Genomic DNA, 21,724 nt, shown 5'->3' on the forward strand with positions numbered 1-21,724 from the left:
TGCTACGAGGCGAGCCGCTCGGGTGCGTGGCGGCGGGGGTCGGTCGGCTCGATGGCGCGCACGGGCCTGTCGACCTCGGCCTTGTTGATCTCGGCCCACACGGCGTCGAGGGAGAGGCCGAGGACGTCGGCGATCGCCGCGATGGTCGAGAAGGCCGGGGTTGCCACGCGCCCCGACTCGATCTTGCGGAGGGTCTCCGGCGAGACGCGGGCGTCGAGCGCGGTGTGGAGCATCGAGCGGTCCCCCCGGGCGTGGCGCAGCAGGGCGCCGAGGCGCTGCCCGCGCTCGACCTCCTCGGGGGTGAGCGGCAACCTGACCATGCGACCGATTCTAGTACCGGGATAGTATGGCCGGGATAGTTATTGGTGGCACGAGGAAGGCGCCGCATGATCGAGATCCTGAGCCCCACCCAACTGCCCCGGGCGCGGGAGGCCGGCGCCCTGGTCGCCGACATCCTCCAGACGCTCAAGGGCCGCTGCGAGGTGGGCACCAACCTCCTCGACATCGACCGGTGGGCCCAGGCCATGATCGTCGAGGCCGGCGCGTCGTCCTGCTACGTCGACTACGCGCCGTCCTTCGGGCGCGGGCCGTTCGGCCACTACATCTGCACCTCCGTCAACGACGCCGTGCTGCACGGGCTGCCCCACGACTACGCGCTCGCCGACGGCGACCTGCTCTCCCTCGACCTCGCCGTCTCCGTGGGTGGGGTAGTCGCCGACTCGGCCATCAGCTTCATCGTCGGCGACTCGAAGCCCTCGGAGAGCCTGGCGCTGATCGCCGCGACCGAACGCGCGCTCGCCGCCGGCATCGCCGCCGCCGGGCCCGGGGCCCGCATCGGCGACATCTCCCACGCCATCGGCTCGACCCTGAACGAGGCGGGATACCAGGTCAACACGCAGTTCGGCGGGCACGGCGTCGGGTCGACGATGCACCAGGACCCGCACGTGTCCAACACCGGGCGGCCCGGCCGGGGCTACAAGCTGCGCCCCGGGCTGCTGCTGGCCCTGGAGCCGTGGATCATGGCGGACACCGACGAGCTGATCACCGACGAAGACGGGTGGACGCTGTGCAGCAAGACGGGCTGCCGTACGGCACACAGCGAGCACACGATCGCCATCACCGAGGAGGGGGCGGAGATCCTCACCCTGCCGAGGCAGCCGCAGTCGTGACGCCGCAGCCCTGGCTCCGCTGAGTCGAGCGGACCCGCCTACCGGGTTTCGGAGGTGGAGCCCGGTCCGGCAAACCCTCCCGAACAGTCGACCTGCCCTGCTCCGGTCCAGCCGATGCCCGGACCGGATGGTCCGGGCATCGGCCCGTTCAGCCTGCTCGGCGGGCTTCGCGCGACTCGTGTTCGGATCGGGCGGCGGCTCAGGCCCAGTCGTCGCCGTCGGACAGCAGGATCATGTGGTGGGCGTCGAGCGACTCTCCCAGCGCGGCGAACTTCTCCGCCGTCCACACGGGCGGCAGCTTGCCGGACGGGTCAGGATCCTCGCCGTGCTGGAGAAAGAACTCCTCGGCCCCCGCCGGGGTGTAGAAGACCAGCAGCTTGGCCTCCTCCGTGCCGAGGTTCCTGAACCCGTGACGGGTGCCACGCGGGATGTAGACGAAGTCGCCCGGACCGGCGGTGAAGGTGCGGTCGCCGTTGATGAACCGGAACTCGCCGGACACCACGTAGAACGCCTCGTCCTCGGCTCCGTGAGCGTGCGGAAGGTTGCCGAACCCGGGTGCGATCCGGCCTTCCATCAGGCTCAACCGGCCATCGGTCTGGCTCCCCGTGACCTTGACGCGCATGATCTCCTGCCCGCCGTTGATCAGCTTGAGGGCGCCTTCGGTATCGCGCACCACGAAGCCGTTGGCGGCGGTCCAGATCGGGTCGCTCCGGTCAGGCCGCGAGTTGAGCGGATCCATGCCGATCGCCCTCCCTTCCGTTCTGGTCGGGCACCGAGGCCCAGTTCGCCGCACCGGCGATGTCGCCACCGTCGACGACCAGGTCCGCCCCGGTGACGAATCGGGAACCGTCGCCGGCGAGGAAGAGCACGGCACCGGCGATGTCGGCCGGCTGCCCGACGCGCTTGAGGGCGACGTGGGCGGTGTCGAAGTCAGCGCCGTCGGTCAACGGCGTCTCGGTCTGCCCGGGGTGGACGGCGTTGACCCGGATGCCGTCCGCGCCGAGCTCCAGGGCGGCGGCCCTGGTGAGCCCGCGGACCGCCCACTTGCTCGTGATGTAGCCGGTCATCAGCGGGTAGGCGCGGAACGCACCGATCGAGCCGACGTTGATGATCGAACCTCCGCCGACCTGCCGCATCGCGGGCGCGACGGCGGCGATGCCGTGGAACAGCCCCATCACGTTCACGTCCAGCACCCGCCGGAACGCCTCCTCGCTGTGCTCCGCGAACGGCGCAATGGCGGCGACGCCCGCGTTGTTGACGAGCACGTCCACCCGCCCGTACGCGCGCTGCGCCTGGGCCACGACCCGCGACCAGGCTCCGGTGTCCCGCACGTCCAGTTCCACGAACCGCGCCCGCTCGCCGAGGGCCGTTGCGAGCTTGCCCCCCTCGGCGACGTGAACGTCGGCGATCACCACTGTCGCGCCTGCGGCGTGCAGCGCCTTTGCCACCCCCGCACCGATTCCCTGTGCCCCGCCGGTGACGATCGCTGTTCGCCCGGCCAACTCCCCTGACATGCCGTGCCTCCCTTGCGCTGGGTTCCGCTCGGCTCACCGTACGAATTTCGTTGAACGCCGGTCAATGAGATCGATATCACTGAACAGCGTTCAATGAACGGCGTGCAACACTGGCTGTGGGAGCGACGCGTAAGGAGCACAGGCACGTGACCGGACCGACCACGAAACGCCAGGCCGCCGCCGAGCAGACCCGCCAACGGCTGCTGGCTGCGGCAATGGCGGAGTTCTCCCGGCGGCCCTACGGCGAGGTGACGGTCGGCGACATCGCCCGTGCCGCCGGTGTGTCCCAGGGGCTGCTCGCCCACCACTTCGACAACAAGTGCGGCGCATACCTGGCAGCGCTACGCACAGCCCGCCGCGGTCTCGGAAGCCTGCCGGCCACCCGCCCGGACCTCCCCCCCGGCGCTCGCATCCGCCTCTACTGGGAAGGCCACTTCACCTACCTGGCGGACCATCCGGACCTGGCGCTCAACCTCGTCCTGTCCGACTCCGGCACCCCCGAAGGCACCGCCGAATTCGAAGCCGCCCGCCGCGAGGGCCTCCACGACCTCTGCCTGATCCTCGGGCTCGACCCCGACAACCCCGCCGTCGCCATGGCGCTACGGGCCTTCGGCGACGGAGTGGACCGGCTCACCGTGGAATGGCTCCGCGCGGGACAACCGTTCACCGTCCCGGTGCTCGTCGAGGCGAGCATCCAACTCCTGGTCGGGGCTGTCCGCGCACTGCCCCTCATGGACCCCGGCATCCGGGTCGACAAGGCTGTCCGCCTGCTCCTCAAGAAGCCGCCAGCCGACCAGGGCCGCTGACCAGTGTGGGTACGGCTGGTCGACCGCGAGGACGAGAAGGGCGAGAGGTGCAAGGTCGTGCTCGATCGCGGAAAGAGTGGCCTCCAAGCGGCCACGACACCACTCTTTCCCTGATCGAGCACGACCTTGCTTCCTGATCCGGCGCGACCCCGAGCTGGGATGGGCCGACTTCACTCCTGGTGCCAAGGCACCTCGTTCGCCCAGGGCGGCCGTGTTCCGCACGTAGCCGGAACCATGGCCCGCTGGTCGGCGCAGTAACCCGCCGATCAGTGCGTAGATCTTGGAAGAAGTCGGCCCCTGGAGGGGCCATTTGATTCCAAGATCTGTGTCGGTGCCTACCACCGGTCGTCCGCTGGCCTGAGTTCGATCTCGGTGGCGGCGTCGATGACGTTGCGGGCGGCGGTCGCCACCCGACACCCCAGCGTCCGGCACACCCGGCAGCGACCGTCCGGCCCGGCCCGATGATCGCGCAGCACCGCCCTGGCGGTCAGGATCAGCCGGTTACGGATCTGCGCCAGCGACAGGAACGGCCCGGTCATCCTCAGGTCACCCCGACGGCGACGGCGAGTTCAACGATCGCGGCCGGGGCGTGCGGGTCGCGGGCCACCTGGGCGAGCACCTCCCGGGCGGCCGGCCGGTGGCGTACCTCTGCGGGTGCCAGCCGGTCCGCGTCGAGCAGCACCCGACCCGCGCGGGCCGGGTCGTCGGCCCAGGCGTAGGCGCGGGCCGCGTCGACCAGGTGCGCCGCCCGGTGCTCCAGCGGCAGCCACCGCCAGCCGTCCCGCCGGGTCGTCCGCTCGTGCCAGGCGACCGCCTTGCCCGCGTCGCCCAGGTCGAGGGCTGCGGCGGCGCGGGCCAGGTCCACGGCCGTCGGCCCGAACGCCGTCCGATGATGATCGTGGCCGTCGCCCACCCGGGCGGCCATGCCGGCGGCCTCGTCGAGCAGCTCGTCGGCGGCGCGGTCGTCGCCCCGGCGGGCCGCCGACAGGGCCGCCTGCACCAGCAGGGTCCCGCACAACGACAACGCGCCGGGGGCACCCTCCGCCGGATCGGCCGGCGCGATCCGGTACGCGGCAGCCAGCACCGCCGACTGCGCCGCCCGAGCCCGCCCCGCCGCACGGAACACCTGGCCGAGCTGCACCGCAGCGGCGGCCACCAGCACGGGATCGCCGGTCGCGGCGGCCATCGCCCGGTCCGCCGCCAGCCAGCCCAGCTCGACCTCGCCGAGTTTCACCAGCACCGACGCGGTGAGCCGGTACCCCTCCACCAGCAGCGGTCGGCCCCACCCCGGATCGTCGGCGGCGGCCCGCTGCACGCCGGCCAGCAGGCCCGGCACGGCGGCGACAGCCTGCGGATACCGGGCATGCTGGAACGTCACCCACGCGTGCTCGACGTCCCGGGCCAGCCGGTCCGCCGGCACGGCACCGTTGCGGGCCACCGGCCGACCCAGAGCGATCTCGTACGTCGACAGGGCCTCCCGGATCCGCGCCATCCCCTCGACCCGCTCGGCCATGGCGGCGGGCTGGGCGTCCCGGCCGAGCAGCACGGCGGTGTCGATCCGCAGCACGGCGGCGATGTCCCGCAACGTCGACACCTTGTCCAGCGACCGCACACCCCGCTCGACCTTGTCCACCCAGGATTTCGACCTGCCGAGCCGATCGGCGAACACCTGCTGCGACAGTCTCCGCCGCCCCCGCCAGTACGCCACCCGCCGGCCCACCGGCAGCAGCTCAGGGCTGTTCACGCTGCCACCGCCGGTCCGGCTTCGCCCGGGTGCTCTCCTCGGCGGGTATCCGCTCCGCCTCAGCCTGGGCGAGGATCCGCTGCCGGGCGGCCTCCCGCTCGGCCGCCTGGATCTGCTCGCCCCGGTCCTCGCGCTCGGGCTTCCGCCGTGCCGTCACGACCAGCGCCCCGCGCGATGGTCCCCGGCGAGGGCCGGCGCCGGCCGTTCCGGCAGGTAGGGCACCCGCGCCACGCCGATGGCCCGGTATGCCGCCGGCCGATCCGGGACTGTCCTCGGTGGGCAGAGACAGTCGGGTGGGTTCGCGCGACGGGGCTTGAAGGGCCGGAGCCGGCGCAGCAGACCGGGGCGTGTCGGGTTCTTCGCATGCCGAGCCATGAGTCCTCCCGAATGTAGTGACTTCTCTCTTCCCATGGGCCAACACCTCGGAGCTGAGCCTCGCCGCAACCCGGTCTGCTGCTGTGCTTCGTCCAGCGCGCCAGCGACATCCGCTGTGCCTGGTGCACGATCCGAGCGGTTGGTAGCCCCGTCTCCGTTGCCCATCCAGGGGAACCTATCGGCGACCCCCTGTCAAGTATGACAGGGGGGTCTGGGGGTGTACAGATGGCTTCCTGCCAGCACTTCAAGGTGATTCGTCCCTACTTTCGAATTAGTAAGGGGGTCGGCTCAGGATGCTTCAACAATGGGCTGGCGGCGGAAGCTGTACGGGAGTGCAGAGCTTCAGGAGCGCCTGGGCGTCTCGCGCGTCCGGGTCGTCCAGCTCACCAGTCGACCTGATTTCCCCGAGCCGTTTGACCGGTTGGCTGGCGGGGCAGTCTGGCTGGTGGAGGACGTGGAAGCTTGGATAACCGTGCACCAGCCGTGGAAGGCGCGGGGAGCGGACGAGCCGCCGCCGCCAGAGATCTGAGCAGTCAGGAGATCGGACGCGCAACGGCCGGGTTACTGACGCTTTGGCCCGTTCGGCGGGATCCGCGCGCTCGCGTAGAAGTTTTGCCCGAATTCTTGCTGCTCGTCAGCGCCTGCGGTATAGGTGTAGTTGGCGCATCCGCCACTCATGCCTGCGAAGCTTGGCGCTCAGCTGAAATGAGGTCCCGGAAGCTCCATCCGGCGGATCGCCGACGAGATGAAGTAGAGGCTGACATGTCGAACCCCGACCTCACCGGCGCGGTGTGGCGCAAGTCCACCCGCAGCGACGGCAACGGCGGCGCGTGCGTCGAGGTGGCGGACCTCCGCGACGGGGTGGCCGTCCGCGACAGCAAGGACAAGTCCGGCCCGACGCTGGCCTTCGACGCCCGTGGCTGGCGCGCGTTCATCGACTCCCTCAAGAGCAACTAGGCCGTTTCTCTTATCAGTGTGTGGCGAGCCGTTGTTGGTTCTGGACCGGCGGGGTTGCGAACCTCCGGAGCTGCGTTAGGCGATGGTGTCAGCAGCGGGGTAAGGAGAGCGCATGGTCGGGAGGTTCCCGCCTGACGTCGAGCGGGCGTTGCAGCGTGCTGGGTGGCGCTTGGGGCGGCGAGTGGAGACGGCGCGATGGCGAGCGGAACTGGTTGGGCTCGACATGCACCCGGCAGCAGAGGCATTCCTCGCCGAGTTCGGCGAACTCGTCGTCGATCTTGATGGACCGGGACGGACGGCGGCGCGCGTCCCGTTCGAGCTGAATCCGTCGCTTTGCGTCGGTGAGGAGGATCGGTTCCTGGCGTGGGGTGATGAGACCGGACGGTCGCTCTACCCGCTGGGCGAGTTGGACCAGGGTCGGTACTTCCTCGGGATGGACGATCGGGGCGTGATTCTCCTGGTCGAGACTTGGGTTGCCGCTTTCGGGCCAGGCGACCAGGGCCTGATTGCCTTGTGCGAGGGAACGATGCCTACACGGCTCCAAGCCGGCGGCTAGACCTACCGAGGTTCTGACTTCTGAAACACGGTCCAGCGCCGCTGCTCGCACCAGCGAGGCAGTGACGTGCCCCGGCTTACCTTCTCGGAGCCGGGGCGCTTTGCGCATCTCGGCTGTCGCACGACAGGTGTGGAGCTGTCTCACGTGCCCTGCGCTCCGCAGCCTGTCATACGGGGTTGGCATGATCACCCGTGCGCGGTTCCGGGGTGCCGGTCACGCTGGGCGACAACTATCCGAAGGAGACGTCGTGTCCGACTGGGACGACCTGCTTGGTCACGCGTTCGGGCTGATGCTCGGCCAGCCGTTGGCGGAGTTCGACGCGGCAGGGACGTACGCGGTCTTCTACTACGACGACGAGACCGCCGGCGAGGCGCTTGAGGACCTTGACCCCGGCGAACTCGTGGCCGAGGTCGACGGGAGGTCAGGCGACCAGGGCGGCGAGGGGCTTTATCCGGACCGCTGGGTGCCCGACCTGGCCAGGTCGGCGTTCGTCGCCACGGAGGTGCGGCCCGCCGCGCTCCAGCCGCTGCTGACCGTCACGACGGACGACGACCGGGCCCTGGTGTGGGGCAGGGACATCGGCAGGGCGCTACAGGCCGGCTCGCTGAGTCTCGACGAACTCACCCCCGACGGCTACCGGCTGTTTCCCCACCTGCTTCTGCGGCCACGGACGGACGGCTCGCTGCTGGACGCGATGCGGGCGGCGACGTGGACGATGAGCGCTCCGGACGGCCTGTCCGACATCGGCGACAGCCTCGTGCGGGATGGGTACGTCACGTCCGAGGTCAGTGTGGTTGACCCTCGTTGGGAATCGGCCCTGGACCAGGTCGGCGACGATGCGCTACGACGGCATCTTCGTGGGCTGTGTCTCGACGCTCACTGGGCACGGATGGCCGGCGCGTACTACCTCGGCCCCGGTGAGTGCCCGAGCGATTTCGGGCCGATCGCCGCCTTGCCGGGCAGCAAGGTGATCGCCGGCTGGGAGTTCGGTGAGGGCCAGGGCGCCATGGTCGTCATGCATCTGAGTGAGCCTTCCGTCGGGTCGCACGGATGATGCCGGTCGGTCGGGCGACCCGCTGAGTTCGGCCCGAAGCTGGCCTTCGACGCCCAGGGCTGGCGCACGTACATCGACCCTCAAGAGCAACTAGCGCGGCCTTCCGCACCGGCTACACAGTGACGCGCCCCGGCTCCCCACTTCGGAGCCGGGGCGCGTTGCTTCCTGGGCCGCAGCCCTCCGCCCTCCACGACGCGCCGATCTTGCACTTTCGGCCCCTCACAAGAGGGATTCATCCCTCTTGCCTGGGCCCTAAGTGCAAGATCGCGGGCGCATCTTGTCCTGGTGGACCGGTCGGCGGGCCGTTCGCGTACGTCGAAAGGTTGTTGATGCGCTCGCGGCCTTCCTGGTGGTGCCTGGCCGTGGCTGGACGGTGCCGGTCATCGCCGGTGTCGGTGCCGGTTCGCCTGCTCATCGGCCCGCTGGGTGCTTGACCCGTGTTATGGACGGAACCTAAACTTTCGATCTGTTATCGCTAACAGTGGCGTCAGTCGATGAGAGCCGACGGGTCATTGACGCCGGGGTCAAGGGCAGTCCCCAAGGCGACGCTGGAGGGCGGTGCCGACCGGTCCGGGCAGGACCGGGGCACGCGCGCATCACCACCACCAGCCAGGAGGACGCAACATGACGCAAGATCAGAACGGGCCGGTCAGCGGCGAGCGGCGCACGCTGAGCCGGAGAACCGTCCTGACGACGGTGGGGGCCGTGCCGGTCGCGGCGGCGGCCGGGACACTGCTGGGGGCCACGGGCGCCTCGGCTGCACCCGCGACCATCAACGTGTCGGCCCAGCGGCAGACGATCAAGGGGTACGGCGCCATGGCCCACGCGGCCTGGATCGGCGACCTGACCGCTTCCCAGCGGGAGACGGCGTTCGGCACCGGCGAGGGCCGCCTGGGCTTCTCCATCCTGCGGATTCCCGTCGGCGAGAGCTCGGCTGACTTCGGTCGCGACCTCGCGACGGCGAAGCGCGCCGTCGAGCTGGGGGTGACCGTCTTCGCGTCGCCGTGGAACCCGCCCGCCAGCATGATCGAGACCTTCACCCGGGGCAGCCAGACCAACGCGAAGCGGCTCCGCTACAGCTCGTACGCCGCCTATGCGCAGCACCTCAACGACTTCACCACCTACATGCGCAACAACGGGGTGCCCCTCTACAGCATCTCCGTGCAGAACGAGCCCGACTACGCGCACGACTGGACCTGGTGGACCACCACCGAAATGGTGCGGTTCCTGAAGGAGAACGCCGGCTCGATCAGCACCAGGGTCATGGCGCCCGAGTCGTTCCAGTATGTCAAGTCCATGTCGGACCCGATCCTCAACGACGCCGCCGCGCTGGCCAACGTGGACATCATCGGTGCCCACCTCTACGGGACGTCGTACTCGAACTTCCCGTACCCCCTCTTCAAGCAGAAGGGTGCGGGCAAAGAGCTGTGGATGACCGAGGTCTACTACCCCAACAGCAACGCCAACTCGGGTGACGCCTGGCCCGAGGCGCTCGACGTGGGCGAGCACATCCACCGCGCCATGGTGGACGCCGAGTTCCAGGCGTACGTGTGGTGGTACCTGCGGCGCAGCTACGGCCCCATGCGGGAGGACGGCCAGATCAGCAAGCGCGGTGCCATGATGGCGCACTTCGCTCGGTTCGTCCGGCCCGGCTACACCCGGATCGACGCGACGGCGAACCCGGCGTCGAACGTCTACGTGTCGGCGTACCGGGGCGGCGACACCGTCGTCATCGTCGCCGTCAACAAGAACACCTCGTCGGTGAGCCAGCAGTTCACCCTGTCGGGTGCCACCGCGTCCGGCAGCGTCTCGAACTGGCTGACCGACGCGAGCCGGACCGTCGCGCCCCAGAACGCGCTCACCATGTCCAACGGCTCCCTCACCGTCACGCTGCCCGCCCGCAGCATCATGACCTTCGTGACCAGCGTGAACGGCACCACGCCGCCGACCACGCCGCCGCCCACCACCCCGACCCCCACGCCCACCGTCACGCCCCCGGCTGGCGGCACCGGTCCCCGGGTCGCCTACACGATGAACTCGTGGGGCACCGGCTTCACGGCCAGCATCGACATCACCAACACGGGCACCTCGGCGATCAACGGCTGGACGCTGGCCTTCACCCTGCCCTCGGGCCAGTCGATCACCTCGGGCTGGGGTGCCACCTACTCGCCGTCCAGCGGCCAGGTGAGCGCCCGCAACGTCGACTACAACGCCACGATCGCCCCCGGAGCCACCATCAACGTCGGCTTCCAGGCCACCACCAGTGGCAGCACCGCCGAGCCGACCGCCTTCACCCTCAACGGCGTCGCCTGCACGGTGGTCTGACCGGTACACCGGCAGGACAGAGATCGGGCCAACGGTGCGGCCCCTCCGGCGACGGAGGGGCCGCACCGTTCTCACGGGGCGTGCCCGGGGCGGTGGCTACCAGTTGCCGAGCACGAGGCGACCGGCCACGTTGCCGAGGCTGAACGGCCCGCTGTTGTACCAGACACGAGCGGCGAAGTTCCCGTTGCGCCAGACGTAGTAGGAGAAGGTGCCGTCGGGTTGTTGGTAGGCCATGACGATGTCGTCTTTGCCGTCGCCGTCCACGTCATCGGCGGCCATGCGGTCGCCGACGACGCTGAGCCGGAAGGCTCCGGAGTCGTAGTCGGTGGTGCGGTTGAAGGAGTTGCCGTCGGAGAGCCAGCGGTAAGTCCGCATGGTGCCGTCGCCTTGGTCGTAGGCCATTGCTGGTTCGGCTTTGCGGTCGCCGTTGAAGTCGCCGAGTACGAGGCGGCCGGCGACTCTGCTGAGGGTGAAGGGTCCGCTGTCGTACCAGACGCTGGCGGCGGAGTTGCCGTTGCGCCAGACGTAGTAGGAGAAGGTGCCGTCGGGTTGTTGGTAGGCCATGACGATGTCGTCTTTGCCGTCGCCGTTGACGTCGCCGGAGGCCATGCGGTCGCCGACGGCACTGAGCCGGAAGGCTCCGGAGTCGTAGTCGGTGGTGCGGTTGAAGGAGTTGCCGTCGGAGAGCCAGCGGTACATCCGCATCGTGCCGTCACCCTGGTCGTACGCGACCGTCGGGGCGGCGCGCCCGGCTGGCGTCGGCGGGGGCGGCGGCGTGGAGGGTGCCGCGATCTTCGTGTACCGCCGCGCCACGTAGCTGGTGGCCTGGTGGCTGTCGATCGTCCCGGCGTCGATCGCCGCCGTCCTGATCTTCACCGGCGTCGACCCGAAGGTGTAGTAGGTGAAGTGCCGGCGGTCGGTCTTCCAGCTCTTGAAGAGGACGACGTGCTTCGAGGCGATGTTGAGGATGTCGCCGGCCTGGAGGTCCGCCTTGCTGATCTGGTTGGAGTACTGGGGCAGCGTCCGCGTGCTCGGGTCGGCGTTCAGGTGCCAGGCCATGCCCACCAGCCCCGAGCAGTCCCGCCGGTACTTGCGGGTGTGGGTGGGGTCCCAGGAGAACCCCTGCTGGCTGTACGGGCCGGGCTGGTGGTCCACCCAGCCCTGGGCGCGCTGCATGATCTCGTTTCGGGTGATCGGCCCACCGATCGCGGAGGCCGACGCGGACATCGTGCCACCGTCGGCGTCCCGGGTCGCCGAGGGATCCTCGGTCTCCTCGACCGGATCGGCGTCGGGCAGCTCGTCGCCGGGGTCGTTGAGCTGGCATCCGTCGAGCTGGGCCGCGATCTCCGTCGGCACCGACTCGTCGCAGACCCCGCCCGAACCGACGTTGAGCGGCTTCCACTGCTCCGCCGCATCCTCGTAGCGGAACAGCACGAAGGACGCGTCGTACTCCCCCTCCGCCGGCACGACCGCGGTGGCCCAGGGCAGGGCACAGCTCACGCCCTCCAGCACGGCGGGATTCCCGGCCGCCTCGTCGGTGAGGGGATCGGCCCGCAGCGCGGCCAGCAGGCCGGCCGCCGTCGGACAAGCCGGAGCCGCCGCCCTGGCCTGGGTCGGTATCCCACCCGGAGCGGCGAGGACACCCGCCATCATCAGTACCGTCGCGAGCCTTCGCCCGCCGGATCCACGCACAGTCTTCCTCCCCGTTGGTCGCTAGCGCACGTCCGCACGTCGCAGGTTCGAGGAGCGGGTCAGGTCGTCGGCACGCCAGGCCCTGTCGGCCTGTACGAGCGACGGAGCGGACTGCCCGCGCCACGGCAGACGTCGATGACTGAACGCACAGGTCACCCCGGACACATCCGGGGCGTAACTCCCGACTTGGCTAGATGCTGGGGCGAATGCGTCCGAAATGGAGACTACGGGGAGTGGCCGATCCAGTGTGTCCACGATCCGACGCGTGGACCGGGATGGTTGGAAAAGTCGGCGCTGGGGCCGGGCCTGTCTGCTGACGGTTCCACGAGGCGGCGGGCCACGCACGATGTGTGCGTGGCCCGCCTGGGTCGCGGCCGAAACTGCGCCTGCCGGGCCCTACTTGTAGACGATGTTGGACGACGTGTACTTGCAGTACGTACCGTCGGGGCCGCTGCCCGTCTTCACGGGCTCCTTGCCGGTGTTGTTGCCGGTGTAGCGGTCGCAGATGGAGATCTTCTTGCTGCTGTCGCCGTAGATGGTGATGCCCGAGAAGGTCGCGGTGTCGCCGTAGTTGGTGTTGATGCCGGCGAGCGCCGATCCGGGCGCGGTCACGGTGACGTTCTGGATGACGACCGTCCGCTTGTACTGGGTCGAGCAGTTGCCGCACGACCGGTACAGCTTGCCGAAGTTGCTGACGTCGAAGTTCTTGATGGTGAGCTTGCCGCCGCCGTTGTGCTGGAACACCTTGTCGGAGGCGGACCGGGCACCGCCGCCATCGACGGTGTAGTTGGCCGACGAGCCGCCCTTGAACGTGGCGGCGTCCTCGCCCACGTCCTCCCACCAGACGTTGATCAGGGTGCAGCTGCCCTTGCAGTGGATGCCGTCGGCGGCCGGCGAGCCGATGATCAAGTTCTTGACCACGGCTCCGTCGGCCAGCTCGAAGAGCGGCTTCTGGCTCTCGCTCTGGCCGCCGTCGCCCATCGCGCCGCCGGCCTTGTAGCGCACCAGGCCGAAGTCCTTGGTGCCGCTGACCGACTGGGTGCTGGTCACGGTGGTGGTGCTCTTGGGCGTCGGCCAGGTGGCGGCCTGCGCACCGGTCTGGGTTACGGCCAGGCCGGTGGCGACCAGTCCTGCGGTGACGAGCGGCAGCAGGGCGAGCCGCCACCGCCGGTGGCGGGGCGTCGCGCCGTTCTCACGTGTGGTCACGTGTCCTCCGAAGGGGATCAAGGGACGGGGTGGTGTGACGGACGTGCGTCCGCGTGCGTAGGGACGCTTTCCGTGCGCGCCGCACGCACTGGGAAAGCGCTTGCCTACGAGTTGTTACGGTACGACAACCGTCGATGGCACGGAAGGGGCTTCCCTGGTGAGTGCCGAAATCGGCCCTCTCCCCGTCACACGTTGTCGAGGACGAACGACCGCATGAGGGTGGCGCACTCGGCCGCGTGCGTCTCCAGCAGGAAGTGCCCGGCGTCGTAGATGTGCGCGTCCATACGGTCGAGGGCGCGGTGGTACGCGAGAACCTCGTCGACGTCGAAGTACGCGTCGTGCCGCCCCCACAGCACGAGCGCCGGCGGCTGGTGGTCCCGGTGGTACGCGGCGATCTCGCCGAACCGGGCGCGGTGGTTGGCATAGTCGCCGAACAGCGCGAACTGCGCGTCGAGGTTGCCGGGTCGGCCCATCCGCTCCCAGTCGAGGTGCCACGACTCGGGCGCGTGCAGCGTGCGCAGGCGTTCGGGGAGCCCGGCGACGTACTGGTCACGGGTGCCGGCGAAGGTCAACCAGTCCGGCAACTCGGCGCGCCTGTCGTCGGTCGGGTCGGCCCAGTACGCCCTGGCGTCGTCCCACTGCCCGCCGAGGCCGTCCTCGTGCGCGTTGCCGCTCTGGACGACGAGGCCGCGGACGCGATCCGGCGCACGGGTGGCCAGGTGGTATCCCACCGGCGCGCCGAAGTCGTGCAGGTAGACGAAGAAGCGTCCGACCCCGAGCTGGTCGAGGAGCCTCCCGATCGTGCGGGAGAGGTTCTCGAAGGTGTAGTCGTACTGCTCGACGGTCGGCGACGAGGACATCCCGAAGCCGGGAAGATCAGGCGCGATGACGTACGCGACGTCGGCCAGCGTCGGCATGACCTCGCGGAACGTGTGCGAGGAGCTGGGGAACCCGTGCAGCAGGAGCACGGCCGGCTGGCCGGGGTGTCCGGCCTCGCGGAAGAAGACCTCCAGCCCGTCGACGTCGGCCCGTCGATGGCGCACCTTCTGCACCGCCCGCACCGCGCCGCCACCTCCCACCCAGCGCCGCCGCCCAGCGCCCCCGCCCAGCGGCGGTCAAGAAGGGGCCCCTGCTATGCAGAAGGCGTTGACAAGGTGCCCTTCCTTACAACGAGGCGCGGGCGGAGAAGGCGATGCTCGCCAGGAGGAAGCCGCCGTTGACGATCGTGAACGCCACGATCACCCAGAAGGTGAGGGCCGGGGCGAACGCCAGCACCAGGCCCGCCACGAAGATCACCGCGCCGTAGTCGCGGACCAGCTTCACCAGCCGCACCGGCAGCGACGTCGAGGTGACCATGCTGGCGGCGTTCGGGCCGGACTGCATCACCGACGTGACGAGGTTGACCATCCAGGTGCCCGCGAAGAGGGCGACCAGCCACGTCGGCGTCGACGGGCGCTGCGCCACGGCCGTGGCGGAGAGGGCGGCCACCAGGGCGATCTGGGCGGCCACGTCGGCGAGCACGTCGACCCGGGCGCCCGCCGGGCTGCCCGTCTTGGTCACCCGGGCGAGCTGCCCGTCGGCGCAGTCCAGCGAGTACGCCACCTGCCAGCCGACCAGCGCCGCCAGCCCGACCACCCAGGCCGGGACGGTGCCGGCGGCCACCTCGTCGGCGAGCGCGACCACGGTCACCGAGGCGGCCAGCCCGAGCACCAGGTTGGCCAGCGTCAGCGCCGTGGGGCGCAGCCCGAGCCGCTGGGCGACCAGCGCGAACACCGCGCCCAGCCACTGGCTGACCGACTCGCTGAACAGGCCACCGCCCCGGTTGACCCGGTGGAAGTCGGCTACGGAGGGGCGGGCGGGATCAGCCAAGGTCGCGGAGTGCACCGGCGTAGTCTGCCAGCCGCTCCCGCGTCTCGGAAGCCGACATCGCCAGGTGCTCCAGGATGGTGTACCGGTCGGGGCGGGTGGCCGGCGCGAACTGCACCGCCTCGACGAACTGGTCGTCGGTGAGCGCCACCTCGGCCGGCAGCCGGGGCAGGTTGTGCCGGGCCAGGCACGCCGACATCTCCGCGAAGCGGCGCACGTCGCCGCGCAGGAACGTGCAGAACAACGCGCCGAGGCCCGCCAGCTCGCCGTGCGAGGCGGTCCCGGGGAAGAGCGCGTCGATCGCGTGCATGATCTCGTGGCAGCCGCCGCTGGACGGGCGGGACGTGCCGCACACCGCCATCGCCAGCCCGCTGGAGATCAACGCCTCGGCCAGCACGGTGACGAACGCGTCGTCGGTCATGTCGCCGGGGTGGGCGAGGACCGCCTCGGCCCCCATCCGGGCCAGCGACGCGGCCAGGCCGTCGACGGGCTCGCCGCGTACCTGGCGGGCCAGCTCCCAGTCGGCCAGCGCGCTGATGTTGCTCACCACGTCGCCGATGCCGGCCCGGTTGTGCCGCTCCGGCCCGGCCTCCACGAAGTCGAGGTCCACGATGACGGCGATCGGGATGTGCACCCCGTAGGAGCCCTTGATCCCGCCGGTGATCAGCGACGCCACCGGGGAGGCGATGCCGTCGTTGGCGAGGCTCGTCGCCACGGTCACCATGGGCAGGCCGCGCCGGGTGGCCGCGTACTTCGCCACGTCGATCGTCTTGCCGCCGCCGATGCCGACCACCGCGTCGTACGACCGGGCGCGCAGCTTCCCGCCCAGGTCGTCGGCGGCCTCCAGGGTGCCCCCGGCGACGGTGAACACGTCGGCCGAGCGCAGCGACGGGCGGATCAGCTCGGCGATCTGCCCGCCCTGCCCCGGCCCGACCACCACGGCGACGTCCCCGCCGGAGGAGATCCGCCCGTCGGCCAGGATCGCCGCCAGGTCGGCCACCGCGCCCCGCCGCACGTCGATGTGCAGCGGGGTGAGGATCGTCCGGGCTAGTAGCGGCACGCGATCTCCCGCGCGCGGGCCAGGTCGTCGTGGTTGTCGACCTCCACCCAGGAGACGTCCCCGATCGGCGCGGCCCGCACCTCGCCGCCCCGCTCGGCGAACTCCTGGTAGCCGTCCTCGTAGTAGAGGTTCGGGTCGCGCCGCCAGGTCGCCTCCAGCGCGTCGGCGAGCGCGTCGGCCACCTGCGGCTCGATCAGCGTCGCGCCGATGTACTCCCCGTACGCCTCGCCCGGGTCCATCAGCTTGGTGATGCGGGTGAGCTGGCCGGCGGCGTCGAAGGTGGTCTTCATCTCCTCCTCGGCCAGCGTCTTGAGCGTGTCCACGGCGAGCAGGATGCCCGGCCCGCGCTCGGCCAGCAGCGTCCGCTCGACGCTCACCGGGTGCACGGTGTCGCCGTTGACCAGCAGCACGCCCTTGGCGAAGTGCTCCCGGGCCAGCCACAGCGAGTACGCGTTGTTCCACTCCTCGGCCTTGTCGTTGTGCACGAGGGTGAGCGTGACGCCGTGCCGCTTCTCCAGCTCCGCCTGGCGGGTGACGACCGCGTCGGCGGCGTACCCGACGACGACCACCACGTCGGTGAGGCCGACCTCGGCGAGGTTGCGCAGCGCGATGTCCAGGATGGTGGTGTCACCGTCCACCGGCACCAGCGCCTTGGGCAGGGTGTCGGTGTACGGGCGCAGCCGACGCCCCGCACCGGCCGCGAGGACCATCCCGATCATGCAGTTGCCTCCCTGGTTCGACTCCGGGTCACCGGTGGAGGATAGCGCCGGGGCCGACCCCGCCCACCGCCAACCGGGGCGTCAGCCCGGCAGGGCGGCCAGGTCCGCCAGCATCGTCAGCCGCTCCTCGGCGGTCAGCGCCGCGTACGGGCCGGCCGCCCGGCGGTCCGTCTCCAGCTCGATGGCCAGCCGCTCCGGGCCCGCCGGCAGCTCGCTGACGCTCAGCGCGGTGTGCCCCGCCGCCGTCCAGGCCGCGGCGTGCGCGTCGGCCCGGTGGTAGCGCAGCGTGCCCAGCCGGTTGAGCAGCAGCACCCCCGGGGCGGTGCCGTCCGGCTCGTACGGCGGCGCGGTCACCGCGAACGCGTCGCCCAGCACGTCGGTCTCCTCCTCGGCGCTGACCAGCGCGTGCGCCAGCAGCCGGCCGAGGGTCTCGACCAGCCGGAGCACCCGCTCGTCGTGCCCGGCCCACAGTTCCTCGGTCACCTCGGCGTGCACCTGGAACAGCTCCGCCAGGAAGGCGAGGCCGCGCTCGGTGGCGCAGAGGCAGCCGTCGGGGCGGCGGTGCAGCATCCCGTACGCGACCTGCTTGTCCAGCGCCCGCTGGCAGGACGCCGGGTCCCGGTACCGGGTGACCGCGGCGAAGCCCGCCGGGTCGACCGTCCCGCCCGGCGCGGCCAGCCGGGTGCGGAACTCGACGAGGAAACCGGTGGCCGCCGGCCCGCCGTACCGCTGGCTGAGCTCCGCGCCGCCCCCGTCCCGCCCGGCGAGGATGCCGGCGGCGAAGACCCGGTCGACTGCCGGGGCGACCAGCCCGGCGAACCGGTGCGGCGGAAGCTCGACGTCGTCGCTCACAGACCGATCGAGCGCAGCGCCGCGAAGCCGTCCTCGGCGATCCGCCGGATCAGCCCGTCGTTGACGTCGCGGTGTTCGTCCAGCACGGCCAGGTCCCGCTCGGTCAGCCAGCGGAACTCGGTGTGCTTGCCCTCCTCCAGCCGGGGACGGGTCAGGTCGCCGTCGACCCGGACGAGGAAGTCGCTCTCGATGCGGGCCAGGCCGTCGTTGCCGGTCCACCGGTATTCGCCGACCGTGCCGAGGATGTGCGACACCGTCCAGCCCGTCTCCTCGGTGACCTCCCGGCGCAGCGTGTCCTCGATCTCCTCGCCCGGCTCCAGGTGGCCGCCGACGATGTCCCAGGTGTCGGGGAAGAGGACTCGCTGCGGGGACCGGCGCTGGAAGAAGAGGCGGCCGTCGTCGTCGACGATCAGCGCGCCGGCGCAGCGGAGAGGCTCGGTGGGCACGTCACGACAGTAGCGAGCCGGGGCCGTCAGGGCGATGCCCCGTACGGCCCCGGCTCGTCACCGCTGGCGTCGTGCTCGGGTCACGGCCCGACGAAGACCGCCTTGGCCCGCCAGTCGATGCCGTTGACGAGGCGGTTGCTGCGCACCGTCCAGCTGCCCGACGGCGCGCCGTTGACCCAGCTGGCCGACGACAGGTTGCCCAGGAGCCGGCTGACCAGGTAGATCCGGTCACCGGAGACGAAGACCCCGGCCGAGTCGGCGAAGCCGGTCGTGGCCGCGGTGAACTTGTCCGCCCCGACGGTGCCGCTGTCCGGGTTGAACCAGCGCCAGTACAGGCCGCTCTGCCCGTTGAGCGTGTAGTAGAGCCGGCCCTTGGTGTAGAACATGCCGGTCACGTTGGCGATCTCCGGGTAGAAGCTCACCGTGTTGCCGGCGTACGTCTGGCCCTCCGACCCGGAACCGGTCACCACCGTGTCCCACAGCTCGTCGTGGTACGGGTCGACCTTCGTCGGGGTGCCGAAGGTGGTGCCGTCGAACGTGCGCCGCCACAGCGCGCCGCTCATCCCGTAGAACAGGGTGCCGCCGACCCAGAAGGCGCTCTTCGCCGACGACCAGGTGGTGCCGTCGGGGTTGGCGACGGCCGTGGCCGCGCCGATCGCGCTCGTCCCGTCGTACGTCCGGCTCTGCACCGCGTTGACCGAGCCGCTGCTGAACCCGGCCAGGTAGACCTTGCCCGGCAGGGAGGCGGTGGCGGTGGAGTGCGGGGCGGCCCCGCCGCTGAGCGGGAAGAACGCGATCCGCCCCCGGCGGTACTGGAAGTTGCCGATGTACTCCTGGTCGGAGCCCAGCCAGATGCCCTCCGGGGTGACCAGCAGCTTTGCCACGCCGTAGCCGCGCGGGTGCCGGCCCGGGTTCCACGACAGCGGCAGGCCGTTGAGCGGGTCGAGCGCGGCGATGCTGGGCCGGGCCACCGCGCCCGGGTACGCCGAGTTGGTGGCGGAGGTGTTGTTGAGCCAGCGGAAGTGGCCGCCGACGTAGATCGCCTGCTCGGTGATGCCCACGGAGAGGAACGTGTCGCCGCCGGTGTAGGCGACCCAGGTCGGCTGGACCGACGTGCCGGTGGACGACGTCTCGAAGCGGGCCGCCGCGTCGCAGAGCGTCCCCGCGTACGGGGCGCCCGTGCTGACGATGACGAAGTAGCTGCCGTCGGGGGAGAAGCTGACGTCCCGCACGTACGAGTCGAACGACTTGTAGGCGCAGCGCGGCTCGAACCGGTTGGTGTTCCACGACGACACGGTGGCGGCGGACGCGCCCAGGTTGATCCGGACCACCTGGTCGTGCAGCACCCCGTCGGCCTTCTTGAAGTTGCCGATCACCACGAGCTGGGTGCCGTCGGGCGAGACGGCCAGCTTCTCGGGCCCGATGCCGGCGTTCGCGCCGCTGACCCCGTCGTAGTTGTGGTGCTCGGTCAGCGAGGTGGTGAGGTAGTCGTCCACCACGCCGGTGACGGCGTCGAGCGAGGCGAGGCCGTTGCGCGGCTTCGTGGCGGCGGTGGTGAAGATGCCGCCGACGAGCAGCCGGCTGCCGACCTTGACGACGTCGTTGACCAGGCCGTTGAAGGCCAGGTTGGGGAAGCTGGTGACCACGCTGCCGTCGGCGAGGTTGAGCAGGGCCAGCTTGCGGCGGTTGGTGCCGTTGACGGTGTTGAACTTGCCGGCGAGGTAGACGGTGCCGGCGGTCGGGCCCGCGAGGATGTCGCTGACCTCGTTGTCGACCACCGGGGCGAACGCGGTGTCCACCTGGCCGGTGGTCTTGTCGAAGGCCAGCACGTAGTTGCGGGCGATCGTGACGTCCGAGTTGCGGTTCTTCACCTGCGTGAACGAGCCGCCGACGATGACCTTGCTGCCGGCGTCGTGGATGGCGAAGACGGTGCCGTCCACGATGTTCGGGGTGAGGGCGGAGGGGACCGCGCCGACCACGGTGGTGTGGTCGGGCGCCGCAGGGGCCGGGCCGGCGACGAGGATGCCGGAAACGGTCAGGGCGGCGGCGGTCAGGACCGCGAGAGGTCGGCGACCAAGCGCCGGGAAACGGGCCACGGGCAACTCCGGATGAACGGCGGAGATCGATGTGAGGTGCCTCCGTGCGAGCGGGCGAACCCGTTCGGTGACCGCCGGGCGCTGACGCGGCGACCGGGGGACGGAAAGCTCGATGACACAATTGCGCACGGAAGGCGCGGCGTCTACCCCGGGTTGCGTCTTGTGGCCGACAACGCGTCGGCCGTTGCCGGGACAGCCGGTCGCGCCGGACGAAAAGACGAGGTCACTGGGTTCGTGGGCCGTGCGCCGGGGTGGGGGGCGGCGGCGCGGAGAACCACGGGTCGGCCGTCAGTTCCCGGAACGCGGCCAGCCCGTCCGGGTCGTCGTTGAAGGTGCTGTCGTACGCGGGCTTGGTCTGCTTCGCGGCGAAGTAGACGACCGCCTTGATCTGCGGGTGCCGCTTGATGTAGTCGCCGGCCTCGCGCAGCCACGCGCCGCGCTGCCCCGGCGAGCCCGGGTAGGTCACGCCGAACTCGCCGATCACAATCGGACGCGGGTGCTGGGCGGCGAACGCCATGAACTTGTCCATCTGCGGGGCGAACCCCTCGAACCCCTTGCCCGGGTAGACGTCCGTGCAGAGCCAGTCGACCTGGTCGTCGCCCGGATAGTATGCGGCGGCGTCACGGGAGGAGTCGACGAACCCCTGCACGTGCGGGCACCAGACGAAGCCGGCGTTGGTCGCGCCGACCTCGGTGAAGATGCCCCGGATGCGCTTCCAGGCCGCCACGTAGTCCTCGGGCGAGTGGATGCTCTGTTGCAGGTTGGGCCGGTCCATCTCCCACCGCCAGCGCAGCAGCAGCGGCACCCCGAACTGCTTGATCTTCTCGGCCCGCTGCCGGATGAGCTGGTCGTAGACGCCGTCGCGGATCGACCGGGTGTCCGCGCCGGACCAGGAGATCATCTGGAGCTTCCCGGCGGCCTGGAAGGCGTGCTCGGTGGGGCCGGGGAAGTCGTCCTCCCACTCGTGGAACATGTGCGCCAGGTTCACGTTGCCCTGGGTCTGTGCGGCGAACGCGGCGAGCGCCTCGACCCGCCCCTCCGGGGTCTGCCAGTCCGGCTTCACCCACGCGCCCAGCCACGCGCCCTTCTCGGGCAGCTCCGGGCCCCGGCCCGTGGTGGCCAGGTCGTCCGTCGTGCGGGGGGACACCGTCGGCGCGGCGCTGGACGGGGGCGGCACGAAGTCCGGGGCCTGCTCGGAGCAGGCCGTGACGGCCAGCGCCGAGGCGAGCAGGAACGCCGCCGCCCTGTGGAACCGCTTCATCGTCTGCCGCACCTTCCCCATGCCGC

22 protein-coding genes are annotated in these 21,724 nt (G+C 70.7%); 6 read left to right on the top strand and 16 right to left on the bottom strand.

All coding sequences use genetic code 11. The features are described 5' to 3' along the window. Positions 1-2: 2 nt before the first annotated feature. On the bottom strand, positions 3-320 hold the full coding sequence (locus tag LPU61_RS20285) for a helix-turn-helix domain-containing protein (RefSeq protein ID WP_229405738.1): 318 nt from the start codon (positions 318-320) through the stop codon (positions 3-5). Positions 321-386: 66 nt separating this feature from the next. Between LPU61_RS20285 and map the strand changes: the two genes are divergently transcribed. After that, positions 387-1,169: a type I methionyl aminopeptidase gene (gene map, locus LPU61_RS20290; RefSeq protein WP_229405739.1), complete on the top strand. Its 783-nt coding sequence runs from the start codon at positions 387-389 to the stop codon at positions 1,167-1,169. 199 nt (positions 1,170-1,368) lie between these two features. On the opposite strand, the gene LPU61_RS20295 is transcribed toward map, so the two are convergent. Together LPU61_RS20295 and LPU61_RS20300 are read right to left on the bottom strand one after the other, a co-directional pair. Further along, positions 1,369-1,908 carry a cupin domain-containing protein gene (locus LPU61_RS20295; RefSeq protein WP_043960883.1) on the bottom strand — a complete coding sequence of 180 codons (540 nt, stop codon included), beginning with the start codon at positions 1,906-1,908 and terminating at the stop codon, positions 1,369-1,371. Next, entirely contained in the window at positions 1,883-2,683 is an 801-nt protein-coding gene (locus tag LPU61_RS20300) for an SDR family NAD(P)-dependent oxidoreductase (protein WP_043960882.1), read from the bottom strand. Before LPU61_RS20300 ends, LPU61_RS20295 begins: the two co-directional genes overlap by 26 nt. Before the next feature lie 146 nt (positions 2,684-2,829). Between LPU61_RS20300 and LPU61_RS20305 the strand changes: the two genes are divergently transcribed. Continuing rightward, positions 2,830-3,489 (top strand): TetR/AcrR family transcriptional regulator, encoded by a 660-nt coding sequence (locus LPU61_RS20305; protein WP_229405740.1) that lies wholly within the window; start codon positions 2,830-2,832, stop codon positions 3,487-3,489. A gap of 335 nt (positions 3,490-3,824) precedes the next feature. Here the strand turns inward: LPU61_RS20305 and LPU61_RS20310 are convergent, their stop codons facing one another. The 3 genes from LPU61_RS20310 to LPU61_RS20320 are packed head-to-tail and all read right to left on the bottom strand — an operon-like array spanning position 3,825 to position 5,390. Then, positions 3,825-4,028, bottom strand: coding sequence for a hypothetical protein (locus LPU61_RS20310; RefSeq protein ID WP_043960881.1), 204 nt, complete (start codon positions 4,026-4,028; stop codon positions 3,825-3,827). 2 nt (positions 4,029-4,030) lie between these two features. Then, positions 4,031-5,233 carry a helix-turn-helix domain-containing protein gene (locus LPU61_RS20315; RefSeq protein ID WP_229405741.1) on the bottom strand — a complete coding sequence of 401 codons (1,203 nt, stop codon included), beginning with the start codon at positions 5,231-5,233 and terminating at the stop codon, positions 4,031-4,033. Then, positions 5,220-5,390, bottom strand: a complete 171-nt coding sequence (locus LPU61_RS20320) for a hypothetical protein (RefSeq protein ID WP_176734093.1) — start codon at positions 5,388-5,390, stop codon at positions 5,220-5,222. The genes LPU61_RS20315 and LPU61_RS20320 overlap by 14 nt, the downstream gene beginning before the upstream one ends. A 980-nt stretch (positions 5,391-6,370) precedes the next feature. On the opposite strand from LPU61_RS20320, the gene LPU61_RS20330 reads away from it, so the two are divergent. The 4 genes from LPU61_RS20330 (at position 6,371) to LPU61_RS20345 (ending at position 10,500) form a co-directional block, all read left to right on the top strand. Further along, entirely contained in the window at positions 6,371-6,565 is a 195-nt protein-coding gene (locus tag LPU61_RS20330; protein ID WP_229405742.1) for a DUF397 domain-containing protein, read from the top strand. Positions 6,566-6,677: 112 nt separating this feature from the next. Further along, a complete protein-coding gene (locus LPU61_RS20335) occupies positions 6,678-7,121 on the top strand; it encodes an SUKH-3 domain-containing protein (RefSeq protein ID WP_229405743.1) in 444 nt (147 codons plus the stop codon). 247 nt (positions 7,122-7,368) lie between these two features. Beyond that, the gene (locus tag LPU61_RS20340) at positions 7,369-8,175 is read left to right on the top strand and encodes a hypothetical protein (protein WP_229405744.1); all 807 of its coding nucleotides are present in this window, start codon (positions 7,369-7,371) and stop codon (positions 8,173-8,175) included. A gap of 624 nt (positions 8,176-8,799) precedes the next feature. Beyond that, entirely contained in the window at positions 8,800-10,500 is a 1,701-nt protein-coding gene (locus LPU61_RS20345; RefSeq protein WP_229405745.1) for a cellulose binding domain-containing protein, read from the top strand. A gap of 96 nt (positions 10,501-10,596) precedes the next feature. On the opposite strand, the gene LPU61_RS20350 is transcribed toward LPU61_RS20345, so the two are convergent. The 10 genes from LPU61_RS20350 to LPU61_RS20395 all read right to left on the bottom strand — a co-directional run bounded on the left by LPU61_RS20350 (position 10,597) and on the right by LPU61_RS20395 (position 21,698). After that, on the bottom strand, positions 10,597-12,153 hold the full coding sequence (locus LPU61_RS20350) for a VCBS repeat-containing protein (RefSeq protein WP_229405746.1): 1,557 nt from the start codon (positions 12,151-12,153) through the stop codon (positions 10,597-10,599). Positions 12,154-12,588: 435 nt separating this feature from the next. Next, on the bottom strand, positions 12,589-13,398 hold the full coding sequence (locus LPU61_RS20355; RefSeq protein ID WP_082106109.1) for a pectate lyase: 810 nt from the start codon (positions 13,396-13,398) through the stop codon (positions 12,589-12,591). Between the two features lie 185 nt (positions 13,399-13,583). Further along, positions 13,584-14,459 (bottom strand): alpha/beta fold hydrolase, encoded by an 876-nt coding sequence (locus LPU61_RS20360; protein ID WP_229405747.1) that lies wholly within the window; start codon positions 14,457-14,459, stop codon positions 13,584-13,586. Positions 14,460-14,562: 103 nt separating this feature from the next. Then, a complete protein-coding gene (locus LPU61_RS20365) occupies positions 14,563-15,282 on the bottom strand; it encodes a CDP-alcohol phosphatidyltransferase family protein (RefSeq protein WP_043960871.1) in 720 nt (239 codons plus the stop codon). Beyond that, positions 15,260-16,324 (bottom strand): iron-containing alcohol dehydrogenase family protein, encoded by a 1,065-nt coding sequence (locus tag LPU61_RS20370; RefSeq protein ID WP_043960870.1) that lies wholly within the window; start codon positions 16,322-16,324, stop codon positions 15,260-15,262. The genes LPU61_RS20365 and LPU61_RS20370 overlap by 23 nt, the downstream gene beginning before the upstream one ends. Next, complete coding sequence (locus tag LPU61_RS20375; protein WP_043960869.1) at positions 16,312-17,043, bottom strand: sugar phosphate nucleotidyltransferase; 732 nt, start codon at positions 17,041-17,043, stop codon at positions 16,312-16,314. Before LPU61_RS20375 ends, LPU61_RS20370 begins: the two co-directional genes overlap by 13 nt. An 81-nt stretch (positions 17,044-17,124) precedes the next feature. Then, entirely contained in the window at positions 17,125-17,895 is a 771-nt protein-coding gene (locus tag LPU61_RS20380) for a hypothetical protein (protein WP_043960868.1), read from the bottom strand. After that, complete coding sequence (locus LPU61_RS20385) at positions 17,892-18,341, bottom strand: NUDIX hydrolase (protein WP_043960867.1); 450 nt, start codon at positions 18,339-18,341, stop codon at positions 17,892-17,894. Before LPU61_RS20385 ends, LPU61_RS20380 begins: the two co-directional genes overlap by 4 nt. An 80-nt stretch (positions 18,342-18,421) precedes the next feature. Next, the gene (locus LPU61_RS20390) at positions 18,422-20,437 is read right to left on the bottom strand and encodes a delta-60 repeat domain-containing protein (RefSeq protein WP_052503560.1); all 2,016 of its coding nucleotides are present in this window, start codon (positions 20,435-20,437) and stop codon (positions 18,422-18,424) included. A 223-nt stretch (positions 20,438-20,660) separates the two neighbouring features. After that, positions 20,661-21,698, bottom strand: coding sequence for a glycoside hydrolase family 26 protein (locus LPU61_RS20395; protein ID WP_043963587.1), 1,038 nt, complete (start codon positions 21,696-21,698; stop codon positions 20,661-20,663). Positions 21,699-21,724: the final 26 nt, after the last annotated feature.

Origin of the sequence: Micromonospora sp. NBRC 110038 (genome assembly GCF_020884815.1) — a bacterium.
In the GTDB taxonomy this organism is placed as follows: Bacteria; Actinomycetota; Actinomycetes; order Mycobacteriales; family Micromonosporaceae; genus Micromonospora; species Micromonospora haikouensis.

Bases quoted from the DNA above. Each gene is read 5' to 3' on its own strand.
- LPU61_RS20285 (WP_229405738.1), bottom strand. From the start codon at position 320: ATGGTCAGGTTGCCGCTCACCCCCGAGGAGGTCGAGCGCGGGCAGCGC.
- map (WP_229405739.1), top strand. From the start codon at position 387: ATGATCGAGATCCTGAGCCCCACCCAACTGCCCCGGGCGCGGGAGGCC.
- LPU61_RS20295 (WP_043960883.1), bottom strand. From the start codon at position 1,908: ATGGATCCGCTCAACTCGCGGCCTGACCGGAGCGACCCGATCTGGACC.
- LPU61_RS20300 (WP_043960882.1), bottom strand. From the start codon at position 2,683: ATGTCAGGGGAGTTGGCCGGGCGAACAGCGATCGTCACCGGCGGGGCA.
- LPU61_RS20310 (WP_043960881.1), bottom strand. From the start codon at position 4,028: ATGACCGGGCCGTTCCTGTCGCTGGCGCAGATCCGTAACCGGCTGATC.
- LPU61_RS20330 (WP_229405742.1), top strand. From the start codon at position 6,371: ATGTCGAACCCCGACCTCACCGGCGCGGTGTGGCGCAAGTCCACCCGC.
- LPU61_RS20335 (WP_229405743.1), top strand. From the start codon at position 6,678: ATGGTCGGGAGGTTCCCGCCTGACGTCGAGCGGGCGTTGCAGCGTGCT.
- LPU61_RS20345 (WP_229405745.1), top strand. From the start codon at position 8,800: ATGACGCAAGATCAGAACGGGCCGGTCAGCGGCGAGCGGCGCACGCTG.
- LPU61_RS20350 (WP_229405746.1), bottom strand. From the start codon at position 12,153: ATGATGGCGGGTGTCCTCGCCGCTCCGGGTGGGATACCGACCCAGGCC.
- LPU61_RS20375 (WP_043960869.1), bottom strand. From the start codon at position 17,043: ATGATCGGGATGGTCCTCGCGGCCGGTGCGGGGCGTCGGCTGCGCCCG.
- LPU61_RS20395 (WP_043963587.1), bottom strand. From the start codon at position 21,698: ATGAAGCGGTTCCACAGGGCGGCGGCGTTCCTGCTCGCCTCGGCGCTG.